The 18,904-nt window shown below is 40.5% G+C and carries 12 protein-coding genes and 1 tRNA gene; 7 read left to right on the top strand and 6 right to left on the bottom strand.

All coding sequences use genetic code 11. The annotated features are described in order from the left end of the window. Window positions 1–21: 21 nt before the first annotated feature. On the bottom strand, window positions 22–6,036 hold the full coding sequence (locus G6N06_RS10560; RefSeq protein ID WP_163516647.1) for a phage tail-like protein: 6,015 nt from the start codon (window positions 6,034–6,036) through the stop codon (window positions 22–24). A 701-nt stretch (window positions 6,037–6,737) separates the two neighbouring features. Between G6N06_RS10560 and G6N06_RS19725 the strand changes: the two genes are divergently transcribed. After that, complete coding sequence (locus G6N06_RS19725) at window positions 6,738–6,926, top strand: hypothetical protein (protein ID WP_205334758.1); 189 nt, start codon at window positions 6,738–6,740, stop codon at window positions 6,924–6,926. A 5-nt stretch (window positions 6,927–6,931) separates the two neighbouring features. Here G6N06_RS19725 and G6N06_RS10555 read toward each other — a convergent pair whose 3' ends face one another. The 3 genes from G6N06_RS10555 to G6N06_RS10545 all read right to left on the bottom strand — a co-directional run bounded on the left by G6N06_RS10555 (window position 6,932) and on the right by G6N06_RS10545 (window position 9,949). After that, a complete protein-coding gene (locus G6N06_RS10555; RefSeq protein ID WP_163516646.1) occupies window positions 6,932–7,780 on the bottom strand; it encodes a T9SS type A sorting domain-containing protein in 849 nt (282 codons plus the stop codon). A gap of 639 nt (window positions 7,781–8,419) precedes the next feature. After that, complete coding sequence (locus tag G6N06_RS10550; RefSeq protein ID WP_163516560.1) at window positions 8,420–9,058, bottom strand: hypothetical protein; 639 nt, start codon at window positions 9,056–9,058, stop codon at window positions 8,420–8,422. Window positions 9,059–9,475: 417 nt separating this feature from the next. Further along, complete coding sequence (locus tag G6N06_RS10545) at window positions 9,476–9,949, bottom strand: hypothetical protein (protein WP_163516644.1); 474 nt, start codon at window positions 9,947–9,949, stop codon at window positions 9,476–9,478. 395 nt (window positions 9,950–10,344) lie between these two features. Here G6N06_RS10545 and G6N06_RS10540 point away from each other — a divergent pair. The 6 genes from G6N06_RS10540 (at window position 10,345) to G6N06_RS10515 (ending at window position 15,415) form a co-directional block, all read left to right on the top strand. Next, window positions 10,345–10,429: transfer RNA gene (locus tag G6N06_RS10540), tRNA-Leu, on the top strand. A 100-nt stretch (window positions 10,430–10,529) separates the two neighbouring features. Beyond that, entirely contained in the window at window positions 10,530–11,429 is a 900-nt protein-coding gene (locus G6N06_RS10535; RefSeq protein WP_163516642.1) for a MerR family transcriptional regulator, read from the top strand. A gap of 48 nt (window positions 11,430–11,477) precedes the next feature. Continuing rightward, window positions 11,478–12,965, top strand: coding sequence for a bifunctional phytoene desaturase/3,4-desaturase (gene crtID / locus G6N06_RS10530; protein WP_163516639.1), 1,488 nt, complete (start codon window positions 11,478–11,480; stop codon window positions 12,963–12,965). After that, window positions 12,949–13,788, top strand: coding sequence for a phytoene/squalene synthase family protein (locus tag G6N06_RS10525; protein WP_163516637.1), 840 nt, complete (start codon window positions 12,949–12,951; stop codon window positions 13,786–13,788). The genes crtID and G6N06_RS10525 overlap by 17 nt, the downstream gene beginning before the upstream one ends. Window positions 13,789–13,796: 8 nt before the next feature. Continuing rightward, a complete protein-coding gene (locus tag G6N06_RS10520; protein WP_163516635.1) occupies window positions 13,797–14,246 on the top strand; it encodes a sterol desaturase family protein in 450 nt (149 codons plus the stop codon). 14 nt (window positions 14,247–14,260) lie between these two features. Then, on the top strand, window positions 14,261–15,415 hold the full coding sequence (locus tag G6N06_RS10515) for a lycopene cyclase family protein (RefSeq protein ID WP_163516633.1): 1,155 nt from the start codon (window positions 14,261–14,263) through the stop codon (window positions 15,413–15,415). Here the strand turns inward: G6N06_RS10515 and G6N06_RS10510 are convergent. Together G6N06_RS10510 and G6N06_RS10505 are read right to left on the bottom strand one after the other, a co-directional pair. Beyond that, on the bottom strand, window positions 15,401–15,967 hold the full coding sequence (locus G6N06_RS10510) for a TlpA family protein disulfide reductase (protein WP_163516631.1): 567 nt from the start codon (window positions 15,965–15,967) through the stop codon (window positions 15,401–15,403). The genes G6N06_RS10515 and G6N06_RS10510 overlap by 15 nt on opposite strands. A 373-nt stretch (window positions 15,968–16,340) precedes the next feature. Continuing rightward, a complete protein-coding gene (locus G6N06_RS10505) occupies window positions 16,341–18,605 on the bottom strand; it encodes an aconitate hydratase (RefSeq protein ID WP_163516630.1) in 2,265 nt (754 codons plus the stop codon). Window positions 18,606–18,904: the final 299 nt, after the last annotated feature.

Raw genomic sequence — 18,904 nt, 5'->3', positions numbered from 1 at the left:
TGTTTTAAAGCACATAATTATTTAAGGTTTTACAGAGAATACTATGTTCATAAAGGAAGCCATTGTAACATCTGCGTTAGATTTGATTGAATAGGTTAGGATTCCAGCATTGGTCACCGCTACATTTTCAAAAACACTCTCATCAAACCAAGTGACAAAGTAATCCAACTCATTTGCTGGCAGTACTGGTAAACTAGTCGTAGCTCCAGGATTTACCGTAGCTGGAGAACCGAACTGAGCCTGATATTTGGCATATAGATCAATTGTTCCAAAAGTTTCCCCTGACGGCACTTGATCTGCCGCAGTATAAACAACAACAGAAGGCATATAGAAGAACGTAGGCATCGCAGCTTTTAACTGCTTTAAAACGCCAGATGTTCTATCTACAACAACAATGTTATCTGTATAATTGCCGGTTTGCAGTCCAGTAACTGCCAAAGTATTGGTAGCACCAGTATTGATTGTTGTTGGCCTGATTAAGCTCCCTCCTAATTGAATGGCATCTGCTGCAGAATCAACGTTTAAACCGTTATTGGCACGAACATCCAAAGCATTTGTACTTGTGTTCTTCACCAGGCCAAGACCCGCAACATCTGCATTAACTTTTATAGCTGTTACTGCCCCATTCGCTAATTTTGTGGTTGTGATTCCAGCATTCGTAACTCTTATATTGGCATCTACAAGGGTCGCACCCGTACCATTTGTGACTGTAATGGATGTGTCACCCGCTGTCAAATCTTTAGGATCAACAACCCCATGCGGTCCTTGAGGACCTACAGGTCCAGTTGGGCCTGCTACTCCTTGAGCTCCTCTTGGCCCTGCAGGTCCGATTGGTCCCTGGGCTCCATCTGCACCGTCTGCACCATCTGCTCCTGCTGGTCCTTGAGGTCCTGCTGGACCGGCTACTCCTTGAATACCCTGTGGACCAACATCCCCCTGATCTCCTTTCTCTCCTTGTAGACCCCGTGGTCCTATAGGGCCCTGTAAACCTTGTGGTCCCTGGGCACCATCGGCACCATCAGCACCATCAGCACCATCAGCACCATCGGCACCATCGGCTCCTGCTGGTCCTTGAAGTCCTTGAGGTCCTGCTGGACCGGTCTCTCCTTGAATACCTTGTGGACCAACATCTCCCTGATCTCCTTTCTCTCCTTGTAGACCCTGTGGTCCTATTGGGCCCTGCTCACCTTGTGGTCCCTGAGCACCATCGGCACCATCGGCACCATCAGCACCATCGGCTCCTGCTGGTCCTTGAAGTCCTTGAGGTCCTGCCGGACCGGTCTCTCCTTGAATACCTTGTGGACCAACATCTCCCTGATCTCCTTTTTCTCCTTGTAGACCCTGTGGTCCTATTGGGCCCGGTTCACCTTGTGGTCCTTGGACTCCATCGGCACCATCAGCACCATCAGCACCATCGGCTCCTGCTGGTCCTTGAAGTCCTTGAGGTCCTGCTGGACCGGTCTCTCCTTGAATACCTTGTGGACCAACATCACCCTGATCTCCTTTCTCTCCTTGTAGACCCTGTGGTCCTATTGGGCCCTGCTCACCTTGTGGTCCCTGAGCACCATCGGCACCATCAGCACCATCAGCACCATCAGCACCATCAGCACCATCGACTCCTGCTGGTCCTTGAAGTCCTTGAGGTCCTTGAGGTCCTGCCGGACCGGTCTCTCCTTGAATACCTTGTGGACCAACATCTCCCTGATCGCCTTTCTCTCCTTGTAGACCCTGTGGTCCTATTGGGCCCTGCTCACCTTGTGGTCCCTGAGCACCATCGGCACCATCAGCACCATCAGCACCATCAGCACCATCGGCTCCTGCTGGTCCTTGAAGTCCTTGAAGTCCTTGAGGTCCTGCTGGACCGGTCTCTCCTTGAATACCTTGTGGACCAACATCTCCCTGATCTCCTTTCTCTCCTTGTAGACCCTGTGGTCCTATTGGGCCCTGCTCACCTTGTGGTCCCTGAGCACCATCGGCACCATCAGCACCATCAGCACCATCGGCTCCTGCTGGTCCTTGAAGTCCTTGAGGTCCTGCTGGACCGGTCTCTCCTTGAATACCCTGTGGACCAACATCACCCTGATCGCCTTTCTCTCCTTGTAGACCCTGTGGTCCTATTGGGCCCTGTAAACCTTGTGGTCCTTGGGCTCCATCGGCACCATCAGTACCATCGGCTCCTGCTGGTCCTTGAGGTCCTTGAGGTCCTGCCGGACCGGTCTCTCCTTGAATACCTTGTGGACCAACATCACCCTGATCTCCTTTCTCTCCTTGTAGACCCTGTGGTCCTATTGGGCCCGGCTCACCTTGTGGTCCCTGAGCACCATCAGCACCGGCTGGTCCCTGAGGTCCTGCTGGTCCCTGTGCCGCGAGTCCTGTGTCTACCCCTCCAATTTCCCAATTTCCATTGGTTCCGATCGTCGGTGTATCGCCATCCGCACCATCAACACCCTTAGATATAATGACACTATTTGAACCATCACTAATTGTTACAGTATCGTCACCATTATCAGTGACAGTGACAGACGCGCCTGCATCACCGGTATCGCCTTTTGGACCTGTTAAATTAGGAGAAATATAAGTTGTGTTATCTGTATAAGTAATCGTAAAAACTCCATCTCCATTTTCGGTAATCGAAGCAATACCAACACCGTCATCACCTTTATCACCAGCAATTCCTTGTGCCGAGACTCCTGTATCAACTCCATCAATCTCCCAGTTACCGTTCGCGCCAATCAAAGGAGTATTTCCATCTACGCCATCATTACCTGCTGGACCCTGTGCCGCAATTCCGGTATCAACACCGCCGATTTCCCAATTTCCACCGGCTCCGATAACCGGAGTATTTCCGTCGGCTCCATCTGCTCCATCAGCACCTGCTGGACCGGCCTCTCCTTGAACACCTTGTGGACCTATAGGACCTGGTGCTCCCGGTGCTCCATCCTGTCCGTCAACACCGTCATTGCCAGGAATTCCCTGTGGGCCCTGAGGACCTACCGCGCCGTCTTCGCCTTTATCTCCCTTTTCGCCTTGGGGACCTGCTGGGCCAACCTCACCTTGTGGACCAGTTTCTCCCTGGATACCTTGTGGACCCTGCAAACCATCCTGTCCGTCAACGCCATCAGCACCTGCTGGACCTTGTGGACCCTGGGGTCCTTGTGGACCTTGTTCGCCCTGCGGACCTATAGGACCTGCTGCTCCCGGTGCCCCATCCTGTCCGTCAACACCGTCATTGCCAGGAATTCCCTGTGGGCCCTGAGGACCTACCGCTCCGTCATCGCCTTTATCTCCCTTTTCGCCTTGGGGACCTGCTGGACCTTGAGGTCCTGCTGGACCGGCCTCTCCTTGAACACCTTGTGGACCTATAGGACCTGCTGCTCCCGGTGCCCCATCCTGTCCGTCAACACCGTCATTGCCAGGAATTCCCTGTGGGCCTTGAGGACCTACCGCTCCGTCATCGCCTTTATCTCCCTTTTCGCCTTGGGGACCTGCTGGACCAACCTCACCTTGTGGACCAGTTTCTCCCTGGATACCTTGTGGACCTTGTAAACCATCCTGTCCGTCAACGCCATCAGCACCTGCTGGACCTTGTGGGCCTGGGGCACCATCTTGCCCATCTGCACCAGCTGGACCTGTCTCACCTTGAATGCCTTGTTCGCCTTTTAAAGAAGCAATAAAATCCAATTCGGTTCCAGTGTTTCCCTGACCCAACCAAACTTGATATGCAGAATCCCCATCGTCACCTTTTGGGCCATTAGCTAAATTAATTACGGTTTCAATATTGTTTTCATCGGTATAGGTCATTGTACCGTCACCATTATCAACAAGGGTAGTGATGGTTTCAAGGTTTCTTATATTTATAATTGTAGCATTACCAGCTTCATCGGTAAATGTGAACGTACCATCGTTATTTTCGACAATCGTTGTGAGGGTCTCCAAATTCTTGACGATCTGGGTCAGGTCCAATTGAGTGACTACACCCTCTTCATCCGTATAATCAATGTTCACATTGTCAGGATTGAGTGCGATTGTTGTCAAGGTCTCGAGATTGCTTATATCTACAATGGTCGCAACTCCGGCCTCATCCGTAAAGGTGAACGTACCATCGTTATTTTCAACAATTGTTGTAAGTGTCTCCAAATTCTTGACGATCTGGGTCAAGTCCAATTGGGTGACCACGCCGTTTTCATCAGTGTAATCGATATTCACGTTGTCCAGATTGAGTGAGATCGTAGTCAAGGTTTCAAGATTACTCACATTTATTGTAGTTGCAACTCCGGCCTCATCGGTGAAGGTAATCGTACCGTCGTTGTTTTCAACAATCGTTGTGAGGGTCTCCAAATTCTTGACGATCTGGGTCAGGTCCAATTGAGTGACTACACCCTCTTCATCCGTATAATCAATGTTCACATTGTCTGGATTGAGTGCGATTGTTGTCAAGGTCTCGAGATTGCTTATATCTACAATGGTCGCAACTCCGGCCTCATCCGTAAAGGTGAACGTACCATCGTTATTTTCAACAATCGTTGTGAGGGTTTCCAAATTCTTGACGATTTGGGTCAAGTCCAATTGGGTGACCACGCCGTTTTCATCTGTGTAATCGATATTCACGTTGTCCAGATTGAGTGCGATCGTAGTCAAGGTTTCAAGATTACTCACATTTATTGTAGTTGCAACTCCGGCCTCATCGGTGAAGGTAATCGTACCGTCGTTGTTTTCAACAATCGTTGTGAGGGTCTCCAAATTCTTGACGATCTGGGTCAGGTCCAATTGGGTGACTACACCCTCTTCATCCGTATAATCAATGTTCACATTGTCAGGATTGAGTGCGATTGTTGTCAAGGTTTCAAGATTGCTTATATCTACAATGGTCGCAACTCCGGCCTCATCCGTAAAGGTGAACGTACCATCGTTATTTTCAACAATCGTTGTGAGGGTCTCCAAATTCTTGACGATCTGGGTCAAGTCCAATTGGGTGACCACGCCGTTTTCATCTGTATAATCGATATTCACGTTGTCCAGATTGAGTGCGATTGTAGTCAAGGTTTCAAGATTACTCACATTTATTGTAGTTGCAACTCCGGCCTCATCCGTGAAGGTAATCGTACCGTCGTTGTTTTCAACAATCGTTGTGAGGGTCTCCAAATTCTTGACGATCTGGGTCAGGTCCAATTGGGTGACCACCCCGTTTTCAGCCGTATAATCAATATTGACATTATCTGGATTAAGAGCAATTGCAGTCAGCGTTTCAAGATTGCCCATATCTATAATGGTCGCTACTCCAACCTCATCCGTGAAAGTGAAGGTGCCATCGTTGTTCTCAACAATGGATGTCAATGTCTCCAAGTTCTTAACGATCTGTGTGAGATCCAATTGAGTGATGATGCCGTCTTCATCTGTATAATCAATGTTGACGTTATCTGGATTAAGAGCGATAGATGTTAGCGTTTCAAGATCTCCAATATCAACAATAGTAGTAACTCCAGCTTCATCCGTAAAGGTGAATGAGCCATCACTGTTTGCCACTATGCTAGTCAGTGTTTCAAAATTTTTGATAACCGTTTGAAGATCAATACTAGTATTATCTCCATTTTCGTCCACATAGTCCAAGGTATGCCCATCTGGATTGAGTCTAAGGGAAGTTAATGTTTGAAAATCTGTCGGATCAATGGCTTGGATGTCTCCATTTTGATCTATAAAAGTAAACTGATTGTTTACAAGATCCCACAACACAATATGTTCTGGCAGATCACTCTCCGTTGTCAGTCTATTCCAAACACCTTGGTGCCAATAGTAATATCCAGGACTCAAGGTAGCATTGGTATTGGTGTTGTAGACCAATAAACTTTCTATGTTTCCTGCGTTAATGGTATTTTGATCAGTAGTACCATTAAGAGGCACCTGAGGTATTAAAATACCTCTATTTGAGGATTTTATTTCCAATTGTGTAGAAGGGCTTGGCATATCCGTGCCAATCCCTACTTGTGCAAAAATGGAATTACCTACTATTAAGATAAGTAACAGTAATAATTTTTTCATAGTGATTGATTGTTGTTATGAAATTTTGAAATTGCATTTTTAGATTTTATATACTTGCCAGGTTTATATTTCATCCCTTAAAACCTAGTTAAGCCGTATTACCAATAATTAGTCAACTTGTCAATTTGTTAAATATTTTCACAATCTAAGGATGAAAAACACCATTCGATAAAAGGTCAATATTATCGACAAGATGCACAAATATAAAAATTATTTTTAAATATCATCGATAAAAAGCATATTTCTTCGACAATTAGTCTAAAATTGATATTTTTTTAAATGTGACTGCGGAAAAATAGATCTGAAAATCAAAAAATGTTGACCTTATTTTACATAATATTAACAAATTGCAAGGTCGTTTGAGAGATGTATGTATTAAGGTTTCTGAAACCCAGGATCACCATACATATTGATGTGATTAAGTAATAAGAATGGTAATGCCTTTGCACATCCATTGTACAAATGGCGACAAACCTTTAATGGTTCTTAAAAATGAAAGCCAATTTCAATTAGAGATTCCGGAACAATACGGAGGGTCAACTTCAACAGGTTCAGTTGTCTGCATGTGATTCGAAGAAATATTTGAAGTCATCTGGAAAAACAATTGGAAAGCAAGCCGATCCTAGTCCATTTTATTTCCATACACCACTAAAGAATGTTCATTTCGAAAATAAAATACTTTTGTTTTAACCTTTGGATGTATGAATTGTCATCAATTCCGAAATATAAATCAAGTGATCTCTCTTTCCACACGTTCATGGAATTTAAGATTCTCACGAGGAATTATTCCTTTAAAAAAATCCTATCCTAAAAACTCAATGCATATTGATTTTAATTTCGGGACTAACAAAAAACAACGTGATGCCATGGATTTAAGTGAATTTAAGTAACTTTATTACTGTTTAACAATCTTTTTTGTGAACGAACCATGCGATGTATCAACTTGCAGTAAATAAACCCCGGGACTCAAATTATCTGTCTCTACTATCTCATTCCTATATTGTACATGCAAATTCTTTCCCAACGCATCAAACATGTTCACATTAATTACTTCTAATCCCGAAGGAGCCTTTAACATAACTCTTGCACTAGTAGGATTCGGATAGATAGCAAATTTTTCAATTTGACTATTACTTAAAGAAAGTGTTTCGTCAACGACTACCAGATTAATCATATGTCGTGCATCAGGATATCCAATAGTAGCTACCGGCAGCGGTTCGCCTTCAATCCCGCAGTGGATGGAGCTTATAAATCCTCCTTTAGTTTCTCCAGGCGTTGCACCTAAAAACAATTGATTTCCAGATGAAGTTGGCTGCACCACACTAACCACAATACTTGAGCTTGCAGAAACTAAAGCTGGGCTATCGAAGTCAACTCTAATTATGGTATCAATATCATCCAAACCAACGGTTACCCTTCCAGATGCAATAGGAGTCGGTGGATTGGCAGCATTAAAACCAGCGGGAAAACCTTCAAAATTATAAGCATAAACTTCCAATACTTCGTCAGATTGAATGCCCTGTAATCCAAATTCGACACCCACAAGTTTGACGTCAGTTGTTATACCTTCATCCGAAAGCATATATTCTCGATACCATGAATTATCACCTCCGTCGCACGATACCCCATTAGCAATAAATATTTCACCGGTAGATTGGGTCAAAACAATCTCCGTGTTTTGAGCCTGAATATTAAAAGTTACCATTGCCATAAAAGCAATAGCCGATAAAGTAGTTTTAGTCATGGTTGGTTTTATATAAATGATTTACAAATTTAAAATAATCATTAACATAAGCAACTTCTATTGAAATTCATTACTCGTCGAAGCATTTAAAATTTCAAGTATATGATGATAACAGCGGGATGATTAACATAGATTAAGATCTCAACCACTAAACCAAAAACATGGCTCTTTACAAGGCCACAATCAGATCCAAAACCTTGATTTTCAAAGTATATAATAGAAAAAAAATAAAGAGGAAACCCACCATTGGTAAATTTCCTCTTTTCTAGGGAATATGATGCATTTTTCATCCCTCTTCACAAATTCGGAATTTATGACTCCTCATTTTCCTCTGCATTCGTCTGCACTATAGTTTGTTTCTCACTACTTCAAGCCATGCCATTCCATTTTTCAGAAATGTCTGTTTTTCTATAAACGTGCTCTTCATATGCGACGTTTATGTCAACATAATTTAGTTGTTAATGTAAATAGATACCAAGGTTCGAAATCATATCATTGACCAGAAAATGGCCACCACGACCATTTCACGAAAGTCAATATCCTATACAACGGGACCTCGTTCGAGCCAATGAATAGATATGTTACCATTAGAGAATTTAACAAATTGAGAGGTAATTAATTTGGGTCAAAGTCCTCACTTTACTTGTTCATCGCTTTTAGCACATCCCTACTCTTTTGTAAAAACTGAGTAATGTTATCCTGTTGTTTATCCATACTAATATAGCCATCCATCTCTGAAGTCACTTGTTTTAAATCTGCAATTTGCGACTGCAATTCAGGGTAACTCTTAATTTGGATATCTTCCAATACCTTTGCCACCTTATCACTGGCTGTTTTAAAGTTCTTAGCCGATTCCGCGCTACTCAGTGGACTGGAAACCTTAGTGATCAACATTGAAAAGTTTCTTAAATCAATTAAAGCCTGTGATTCTTCCACGTTGTGTTCATCAGCCTTTTTCGCTACCGCTTTGCTCAAATTGTAGTAGGCTTTTTTGGTGTAGGATGAATCTATTGCAATACGCGTAGAATCACGAATTGACCCCTCAAAAGCAGTGTATTGGTCATAAGCTGTTCCGGCCCTATAGGCGCCTGTTGTACCTGATTGTCCACCATCAGAATCTATCACATGTTCATTGGTAACATCATCATCAATGTCATCAATATGGTCATCACGTTCTGGACTGTCATAAACTAAATACGCAATGATTCCCAATACGACCAGAATTAAGAGAATCCAAGGCCAAACTGGTTTTTTCCTGTCAATTTTAATCTCTGCCATAATTATACTTTTTAGTTAATTGGAATTTGAATTAAAGCACACCGTAGTGCTCTCTAAAGTTAATATTAGTAATTCCTAAATTTAGGCTCTTTCAATCAAAATTTTAACCCGAAAAAGCTGTTTAAGAACGGTTTAATATTTATGAATTCCATTAAATTTAAGCATTTTTTGTTTAATTCCTTGAGATTTCAATCGATATACCAGAGGATGGCCTCTTATTTAATTTCCAAATTCTCATTTGGGTAAAGATTAATTCAAATATAGAATCTTTATGAATGGTCAGTCATTAACTACTTTTAGTTGGATAAAATGCCTCTGAGCTGTTCATAGTTTATAAAAAACAGAGAAATTTCGATTGAAGCACATGAAATTAAACAAGCTTCGGTATTGGCAAAAATTAGGATCTATAAAGATGTTCTATTTTCCCAAATGATAGTTCATAGACCATTCTTTGTAAAGCCTGTACTGCGAGTCATCCAGGATTGCTTTCAAAATGCGTTCTTCTTCTTTTATTTTAGCATTGGCAGAAAGCAAAATAAAAGCGTCGTCATTTTCAGATTCTTTCCATGCTTGTAAGGCATTTTCATAACTCTGAATCTGATCTTCCGTCATGTCAAAAGCTACAAACAAATTCTCCTTTCTTTTTGGATGGTCTAAATTCCAATGTTCACTCATTCCATCATCAACCCAATCAGTACGAACGGTAGTTCCAATTTCCCCATCAAGATTATTATTTTCTTCATAAACAGTTGCTTTGGATAGTTCTATTTTTTCAGGAATCAAAATCTCGGAATCATTATGAGCCGGAGAATTATTTTTGTCAAGATCACATGACAACATTGCAATGATTATAAAAATGGTCAAAAATTTATTAAAAGCTCCCATACCCATAGCAGTTCAATTTTACATTCATAAACTTACAGATAACCAATGCGATATCTTTTCTCATATAAGTAAAAGATTATCTGTAAAGAAATTTATCGATTTTCAATTTTGGACACCATTCGCAAGTTCTAATAAATTAAAAGCAAATGATTTATGGGTTAAATCGCCGATATGGCCAAAACGGATTGTCAACCTCCATTCAGCTCACTTTTTTGAACAGCCAAGCTTTATTCACATTATAATGATCTCATTCGAAAAGTAAATTGAAAATAACGTAATTAAATTATTTGATTTTTTATATTTGCACCGCTAAAGTTCATTTGGATTTAGTTTTGCATACCAAACAAAACACCGAAAGCAGAGCAGTTGCTCAACATTCAAATCCATTGATTATTATTTTTGCGCACGTGGCGGAATTGGTAGACGCGCCAGCTTGAGGGGCTGGTGATCGCTTAGATCGTGGAAGTTCGAGTCTTCTCGTGCGCACAATTTACCATCCATTCTAATAAAATCTTCCTTTAAAACACATTCCTTTTCCGTCATGTCATAATTTAGTTTAATTTTGTTCTATATTTTTCATAAAAGAATGAACAACATTAAAACAATCTTTAGCATTAAGGACTTAGAAAACCTTACAGGAATAAAGGCACATACCATCCGTATTTGGGAAAAACGTTATGAGCTACTCGAACCTGAACGCACGGATACCAATATTAGATTTTATAATTTAGGACATCTTCAAAAGCTACTAAATATTAGTTTTCTAAATAATAATGGACTGAAAATTTCAAAAATTGCATCTCTTAAAACGTCGGAAATACACGATCAAGTTAGAGAATTGGCGAGCGAAGGCCATGTGAAAAATCACGCTATCAATACGTTAAAGTTAGCAATGCTGGATTTTGATCAGGAACTTTTTTATGAAACCTATAATGGACTCATTAAAACCAAATCGTTTCGTCAACTCTTTTATGAAGTCTTTATTCCTTTCCTTTCAGAAATAGGCATGTTGTGGCAAACGGACACCATCACCCCAGCGCATGAGCATTTCATTTCATCACTTATTAAACAAAAGCTTTTGGTTAACACCGAGCTTTTACAATCCAAAATCAAAATAGAACACAACAATGCCTTCGTTCTTTTTCTCCCAGATCATGAGATCCATGAGATTGGCCTCATGTTTGTAAATTATGAACTTGTAGCGAAGGGACAACGATCCATCTTTTTAGGCTCTAGTGTTCCCATAGTGAGTTTAACAGATGTTCTGGCCTATTATGAAAACGTCACCTTTATTTCCTATTTTACGGTCAACCCACCAAAAGCGGAGCTCTCCAATTATCTCAACGAATTTTATACGCAACTTTTAAAAGATAACAACCATGAATTATGGATTCTTGGTCAGATGGCACAACATATTGATACTAAGGGTTTACCAAATCAGATCAAAACATTTAAAACAATTGACAGTTTAATTGCAAGAATTTAACGTTTTAGAATTGTTTTTTGTTTAACTTTTATTTACTTTTGTTAAACAATGAAATTAAATATTGCTATTATCGGTTCTGGGTTTTCTGCATTATCTGCAGCGTGCTATCTTGCAAAAGAAGGCCATAAAGTCACCATTTTTGAAAAAAACAAGACTATTGGGGGCAGAGCCAGACAGCTCCAGAAAAATGGTTTTACCTTTGATATTGGTCCAACCTGGTATTGGATGCCTGATGTGTTTGAACGATTTTTTGCCGATTTTGGAAAACACCCTTCTGATTTCTATCAACTGGAAAAACTAAATCCTGCCTACAGCGTTTATTTTGCGAAGGACGATTTCATTACTATTGAAGACAGCTTGGATAAAATTTGTGAGACTTTTGAAAAAGAAGAACCTGGGAGTTCCCAAAAATTGAAAAAATTCATTGCCAACGCCCAACACAATTATGAGGTTGCCATTAAGGACTTAGTATATCGACCAGGTATCACACCGTTTGAGCTCATGACCCCAGTGACCATCAAGAAATTAGATCAATTTTTTAGCACCATAAAAAAAGATGTTCGTAAAGAATTTAAAAACGATCGTCTGGCTAAAATTCTCGAATTTCCAGTGTTGTTTCTTGGTGCAAAACCTGATAATACACCATCCTTCTATAGTTTTATGAATTATGCCGATTTTGGAATCGGTACTTTTCATCCGAAAAAGGGCATGTATGAAGTCATTTTGGCCATGGAGCAGCTCGCTAAAAGTTTAGGGGTGACTATTGAAACAGAAAGTTCGGTCGATAAGATTATGGTTTCCGATGGTGAAGCAACCAACATTATATCCAATGGCGAAATCTATAATTGCGATGTTGTTTTGAGCGGAGCAGATTACCATCATGCGGAGACCTTACTGGAGAAAAAATACCGCCAATACTCCGAAGCCTATTGGGAGAAGAAGGTATTCGCGCCATCGTCTCTCCTATTTTACGTGGCATTTGATAAAAAAATTAAAAACGTTAATCATCATACTTTATTCTTTGATGTGGATTTTGAGGCACATGCCAAAGAGATCTATGACACCCCAAAATGGCCAGAAAACCCCCTGTTTTACGCAAGTTTCCCATCTTTAACGGATAGAAGCGTGGCTCCCGCAGGTCAGGAAGCGGGTATATTTTTAATTCCGTTGGCACCTGGTTTAGAGGACACAGCCGAATTAAGGTCGCTTTATTTCAGCAAAATCATGGAGCGTTTTGAAAATTTAACCTCGCAAAACGTCGTAAATAATATTATATTTAAGGAATCCTTTTGCGTTAAGGACTTTATAAACGATTATAACTCGTACAAAGGCAATGCCTATGGCATGGCAAACACGCTCATGCAAACGGCTTTTTTAAGACCAAAATTAAAGAGTAAAAAAGTGAACAACTTATACTTTACGGGGCAACTTACAGTTCCTGGTCCTGGAGTACCACCATCTTTGATTTCTGGAAAACTCGTATCAGAACTTATAAAAAAACATCATACTCTCAAAGCCCATGAAAGCGTTATTTGATACTGTCTCACATCAATGCAGTAAGGCCGTTACAAACTCGTACAGCACGTCATTTTCTTTGGCCACCAAAATGTTGGCCAAAAGTATCAGACAGGATATTTACAATATTTACGGCTTTGTACGCTTTGCTGATGAGATTGTAGATTCTTTTCACAATTATAATAAAGAAGCCCTTTTCAATCGTTTTGAAGAAGATCTGGAACTGGCACTCGAGCAAAGAATCAGTTTAAACCCCATTTTGAACGCCTTCCAAGAAACCTATTACAAATATAGTATTGACAAGCATTTGGTGATGTCTTTTATGAATAGCATGCGATTGGATCTACATAAAAACGATTATTTGACGGACGCGGAGTATAAAATGTACATTTATGGTTCTGCCGATGTGGTGGGATTGATGTGCCTGAAAGTCTTTGTGAAGGGTGACAGAGAAAAGTACAATCATCTAAAGGACAGTGCCATGAGTTTAGGTTCTGCATTTCAGAAAGTCAATTTCTTAAGGGATTTAAAAGCGGATTACGAGGACTTGAGTCGGACCTATTTTCCGAACACCAACTTGAATCACTTGGATGAAACCTCCAAACGACGTATTATCGAGGAAATTGAAAATGATTTTGCGATGGGTTTTGAAGGTATAAAAGAACTTCCAATCGAAGCGAAATTTGGAGTATTCATGGCCTATCGTTACTATAATCAACTCCTCAAAAAACTAAAAAGCACACCAGCACTTGATATTAAGTCAACTCGCATTCGGGTACCAAATTACAAGAAATTTGAACTTTTGACCCGAAGTTATGTCAAATATCAACTCAATTTAATGTAAGTTTGATCATGCAAATTTTTCTTTGGATACTTATATTTTTCGGCACTTTTGCCATTATGGAATTCAATGCCTGGTTTACCCATAAGTACATTATGCATGGTTTTTTATGGAGTCTTCATAAGGACCACCATAAAAAAGACCATAAAAGTTGGTTTGAACGGAATGATGCCTTCTTTCTCTTTTATGCCGTGGTCAGTATGACTTTGTTCTATCTCTGGAGCTATGAAGATCTATGGTACTGCCTTCCTATTGCCCTTGGAATTTTAGCCTACGGAATTGCCTATTTCACCGTCCATGATATTTTCATCCACCAACGTTTTAAAATCTTTAGAAATGCCAATAACAGGTATGCCAAAGGCCTGAGACGCGCCCATAAGATGCACCACAAGCATTTGGGAAAAGATGATGGAGAATGTTTTGGTATGCTCATCGTTCCTTTTAAATATTTCAAAAAATAATCGATAGGTCAGATATGCAGAGCGACACCCATTTTGATTATATCATCATTGGAAATGGACTTGCCGGTTTGCAATTAGCATTAGAAATATCCAAAGACTCCTATTTTGACACTTACCGCATTGGTCTGATTGATCCCTCCGATAAATCTGAAAATGATAAAACTTGGAGCTTTTGGGAACAGGGCCAAGGAAAATTTGACTCCATTGTTGAAAAAGTTTGGCATACTGCAAAATTTGAATCTTCCGAGGTGTCTCTTATACTTCCACTGAAGGAATATAACTACAAAACCATCAGATCCCTTGAGTTTTACAATTGGGCCAAAAAGAAGCTTTTATCAAAAGATAATTTCAAGTTCATTTTGGATACCGTTCAAGAAATTGAAGATTCGGTCGATTTAAAAGTCATTGGCAATACCCAAACCTATTCGGCAAAACATGTGTTCGACAGTAGAGTTCCTAGAGAGTTTTATCTAAAACAATCTCATTACACTTTAATCCATCAACATTTTCAAGGCTGGGTCATTGAAACCGAATCGCCTTGCTTTCAGCCTGGGGCCTTTACCATGATGGACTATAGGTTTCAATATAAAGATTCGACAAGTTTCATCTATGTCCTGCCTATCTCTGAAACCAAGGCATTGGTGGAATACACCTTTTTCACACCATTTCTGGTTGAAGCCGAGGTTTATGAAGAGGCACTGAAAAAGTATCTCGAAACCGAATACCATTTAACCAATTTTAAAATTCTGGAAACTGAAGTTGGCAATATTCCGATGACCGATTTCCCTTTTTGGAACGATCACACAGAAAACATCACTAAAATTGGTACCGGAGGTGGATGGGTCAAGGGCTCAACCGGCTATTCTTTTAAACATACAGAAAAGAATGTGTCCAAAGTGATCGAAAATATCAAAGCAGGAAAAAGACCCTCACACCAATTATTCAAAAAGAAATTTAAATTTTACGACAAGATTTTCCTAAAAGTACTTCACGATGAAAACGAAAAAGGCGTGTGGATTTTTGAAAGCTTTTATTCAAAAAATGACATAAAGACCATGTTTCGGTTTTTGGACGAAGAGACTACTTTCCCTGAAGACCTCGCTATTATGAAGTCTCTTTTTTCAATGGCTTTCATAAAGGCTTTTTTCAAAGTGTTATTCAAGTTGTAACAGATCATCCAATAATCTCCTAACCGTTTTACTGTTCCAATCTGCCGCACCCGTTTTGTCAATAACAATATTCCCATCTCTATCTAAAACGAAGGTCCGCGGAATGGAGGAAGTTTCCAATTGCACCGGATTTGGGGTTACAGAAGCATGTACCCTAAACTCATAGTCATGCTTCTTCTTGAACTTGGAAATGACCTCTTGGGTTTCATTAGAAACAAAAAGAAAATCGACATCCTCCTTATAGTCTTGATACAGTTTTTCCATACTTGGCATTTCGGCAATGCATGGTGGACACCAGGTTGCCCAGAAATTGATAAAGACTACTCTTCCTTTGGCGTCGTTAAAGTTATAGGTAAAGCCGTTCTCATCTACAAGTTGCCAGTCATAATCTGTTAAAACAACACGGTCCTCTTCGTCAATCACCGATGGACTGAACATGGCCAACCCTTTTTGTAAAAAAACTTGAATCGGCTGTCGCGTTTGCGGGATAATGATCAGCAAAATGATCACAAGAAAGATAATATTATTACGTTGGTTTTTTGAGATTTTCATGGTTATAAAAATAGATATTTTTGTGACAATCCCTTGCTGTAATGATAGATTAAAACTTAAATCGGCGAATCCTGATTCATTGAGAGAGGGTATCGCGACAGCAATCGAAACAGCAAAACCCAATGCGCTTCGCTTTTGAGTTTTGCCTGCCTGTCGGCAGATAGGGGTTTAGATCCCGCCCAAAAGCGGGATTAGTTCAACCATCAAAACCCAATGTACTTCGCTTTTGAGTTTTGGGTTTAGATCCCGCCCAAAAGCGGGATTAGTTCAGCCATCAAAACCCAATGCGCTTCGCTTTTGAGTTTTGGGTTTCACTAAAAAATAAAACTCCCAAGATTATTGGGAGTTTTATTAATATAAAAAGGCTAAATGCTTAAGAAAGGTTTTGCTTCTTAATCAAGTTTAAAGCCGAACCTTCATTATACCAATCAATTTGTTGTTGATTATAAGTATGGTTTACTTTGATAACATCTTTACTGCCATCGGCATGAACAAACTCTAAGTGAAGCGGTTTATCTGGTGCAAATTGATCTAAATCCAAGAAATTGATGGTATCATCTTCCTGAATCAAATCGTAATCATTTTCATTGGCGAAAGTCAAGCCTAACATGCCTTGTTTTTTAAGGTTTGTTTCGTGGATTCGTGCAAAAGATTTCACTAATACTGCAGCCACACCCAAGTGTCTTGGTTCCATGGCAGCATGTTCACGAGAAGAACCTTCACCGTAGTTGTGGTCGCCCACAACAATAGAGTGAACGTCTTTTGCTTTATAGTATCTTGCAACATCAGGAACGCCTCCATACTCACCAGTCAATTGATTTTTGACAAAATTTGTTTTCTTACCAAAAGCATTTACCGCACCAATAAGCATATTGTTGGAGATATTGTCCAGATGTCCTCTGTAACGCAGCCATGGTCCAGCCATTGAAATATGGTCTGTTGTACATTTTCCAAAAGCTTTAATCAATAGTTTTGCACCAACTATCTTATTTCCTATAGGTTTAAATGGTTCCAATAATTGTAAACGCTCAGAAGTTGGACTAACCGACACATCTACCTTGCTACCATCTTTAACTGGCTCAACGTATCCTGCATCTTCTACATCAAAACCTCTTGGTGGCAATTCAATACCTTGTGGCGGGTCCAATCTCACTTCTTCCCCATCTTCATTGATCAAGACGTCATTCATCGGATCGAAATCCAAACGTCCCGAAATAGCAATAGCAGCCACCATTTCTGGAGACCCTACAAAGGCATGTGTGTTTGGATTGCCATCTGCCCGTTTTGAGAAGTTACGATTAAACGAATGTACAATCGTATTTTTCTCATCACCTTTTAAATCACTTCTATCCCATTGACCAATACAAGGACCACAAGCATTAGTGAAAATGGTGGCATCCAAATCTTCAAATATTTTCAAAATACCGTCACGTTCTGCAGTGTAACGGATCTGCTCAGAACCTGGATTGATTCCGAAGTCTGATTTTGCTTTGATATTTTTATCCACGGCCTGTTTCGCAATGGAAGCCGCACGTGTTAAATCTTCATAAGATGAGTTGGTACATGATCCGATCAAGCCCCATTCTACTTTAATTGGCCATCCTTTTTCTTTGGCAAGTTTACCAAGTTGTCCAACTGGTGTTGCCAAGTCAGGTGTAAACGGACCATTAAGGTGTGGACGTAAGGTATCCAAATCAATTTCGATCACTTGATCAAAATATTTTTCAGGATCTTCGTAAACTTCCGGATCACCAGTCAAATACTCACGGATTTTATTAGCTTCATCAGCCACTTCATTTCGGTCGGTCGCTCTTAAAAAACGCTCCATTGAGTCGTCATAACCAAATGTAGAGGTTGTAGCTCCAATTTCAGCACCCATATTGCAAATAGTGCCTTTTCCTGTACAGGACAAGTTCTTTGCACCAGGTCCGAAATATTCAACAATGGCACCGGTACCACCTTTTACGGTCAATATACCGGCCACTTTTAGGATCACGTCTTTAGAGGCCGTCCAGCCGTTCAAGTTTCCTGTCAATTTTACTCCAATCAGCTTAGGAAATCTCAATTCCCACGCCATCCCGGCCATCACGTCAACAGCATCTGCACCACCAACACCAATAGCCACCATTCCCAATCCACCCGCGTTAACCGTATGCGAATCGGTACCTATCATCATTCCTCCTGGAAATGCATAATTCTCTAAAACGACTTGGTGAATAATACCTGCACCAGGTTTCCAAAAACCTATTCCATATTTATTAGATACTGACGCCAAAAATTCAAAAACCTCACTACTGGTTTCATTGGCACGTTTCAAGTCGGGAGCTGCGCCCTGTTTTGCTTGAATCAAGTGATCGCAATGGGTTGTAGTAGGTACTGCAACTTTCGGCTTTCCTGCTTGCATAAACTGTAACAGTGCCATTTGTGCTGTAGCATCCTGCAACGCAATGCGGTCAGGTGCAAAGTCTACATAATCTTTACCTCTTTTAAAAGCGGTTGTTGGATTGCCATCCCACAGGTGGGCGTATAAAATCTTCTCAGATAAAGTTAAAGGCTTACCAACAATCTGACGCGCTTTGTCCACACGTTCAGGCATAGTTTTGTAAACTTTTTTAATCATGTCAATATCAAATGCCATAGAGTATATTTTAAGGGTTGATGTTTATTTTTTTCCGAGGACTCGGAGTGCAAATTTACAAAATTAAAGAGACTTTTAAAAATCTCTAATGATATCTAAGATGTATTGAATTATATTTGACAAATAACACTTTTAAGTGTTTTATATCGCGATATTCATAATTTTTGAAGCGTTAAAATATCATATCCGAAATTTCTATTGTATGACATTTTTGTGAACGGGAAGTTTACTTCCATTGCCCATGATTGGTTTCTCATAAAAAGTATAGGATTGGTAAAATTAAATCAGTGGCAACAGAA

It is taken from the genome of Gelidibacter japonicus, from assembly GCF_010725055.1.
Lineage (GTDB): Bacteria > Bacteroidota > Bacteroidia > Flavobacteriales > Flavobacteriaceae > Gelidibacter > Gelidibacter japonicus.
Note: the sequence above shows the minus strand (reverse complement) of the source record. Positions and strands in the feature narration are given on the sequence as shown.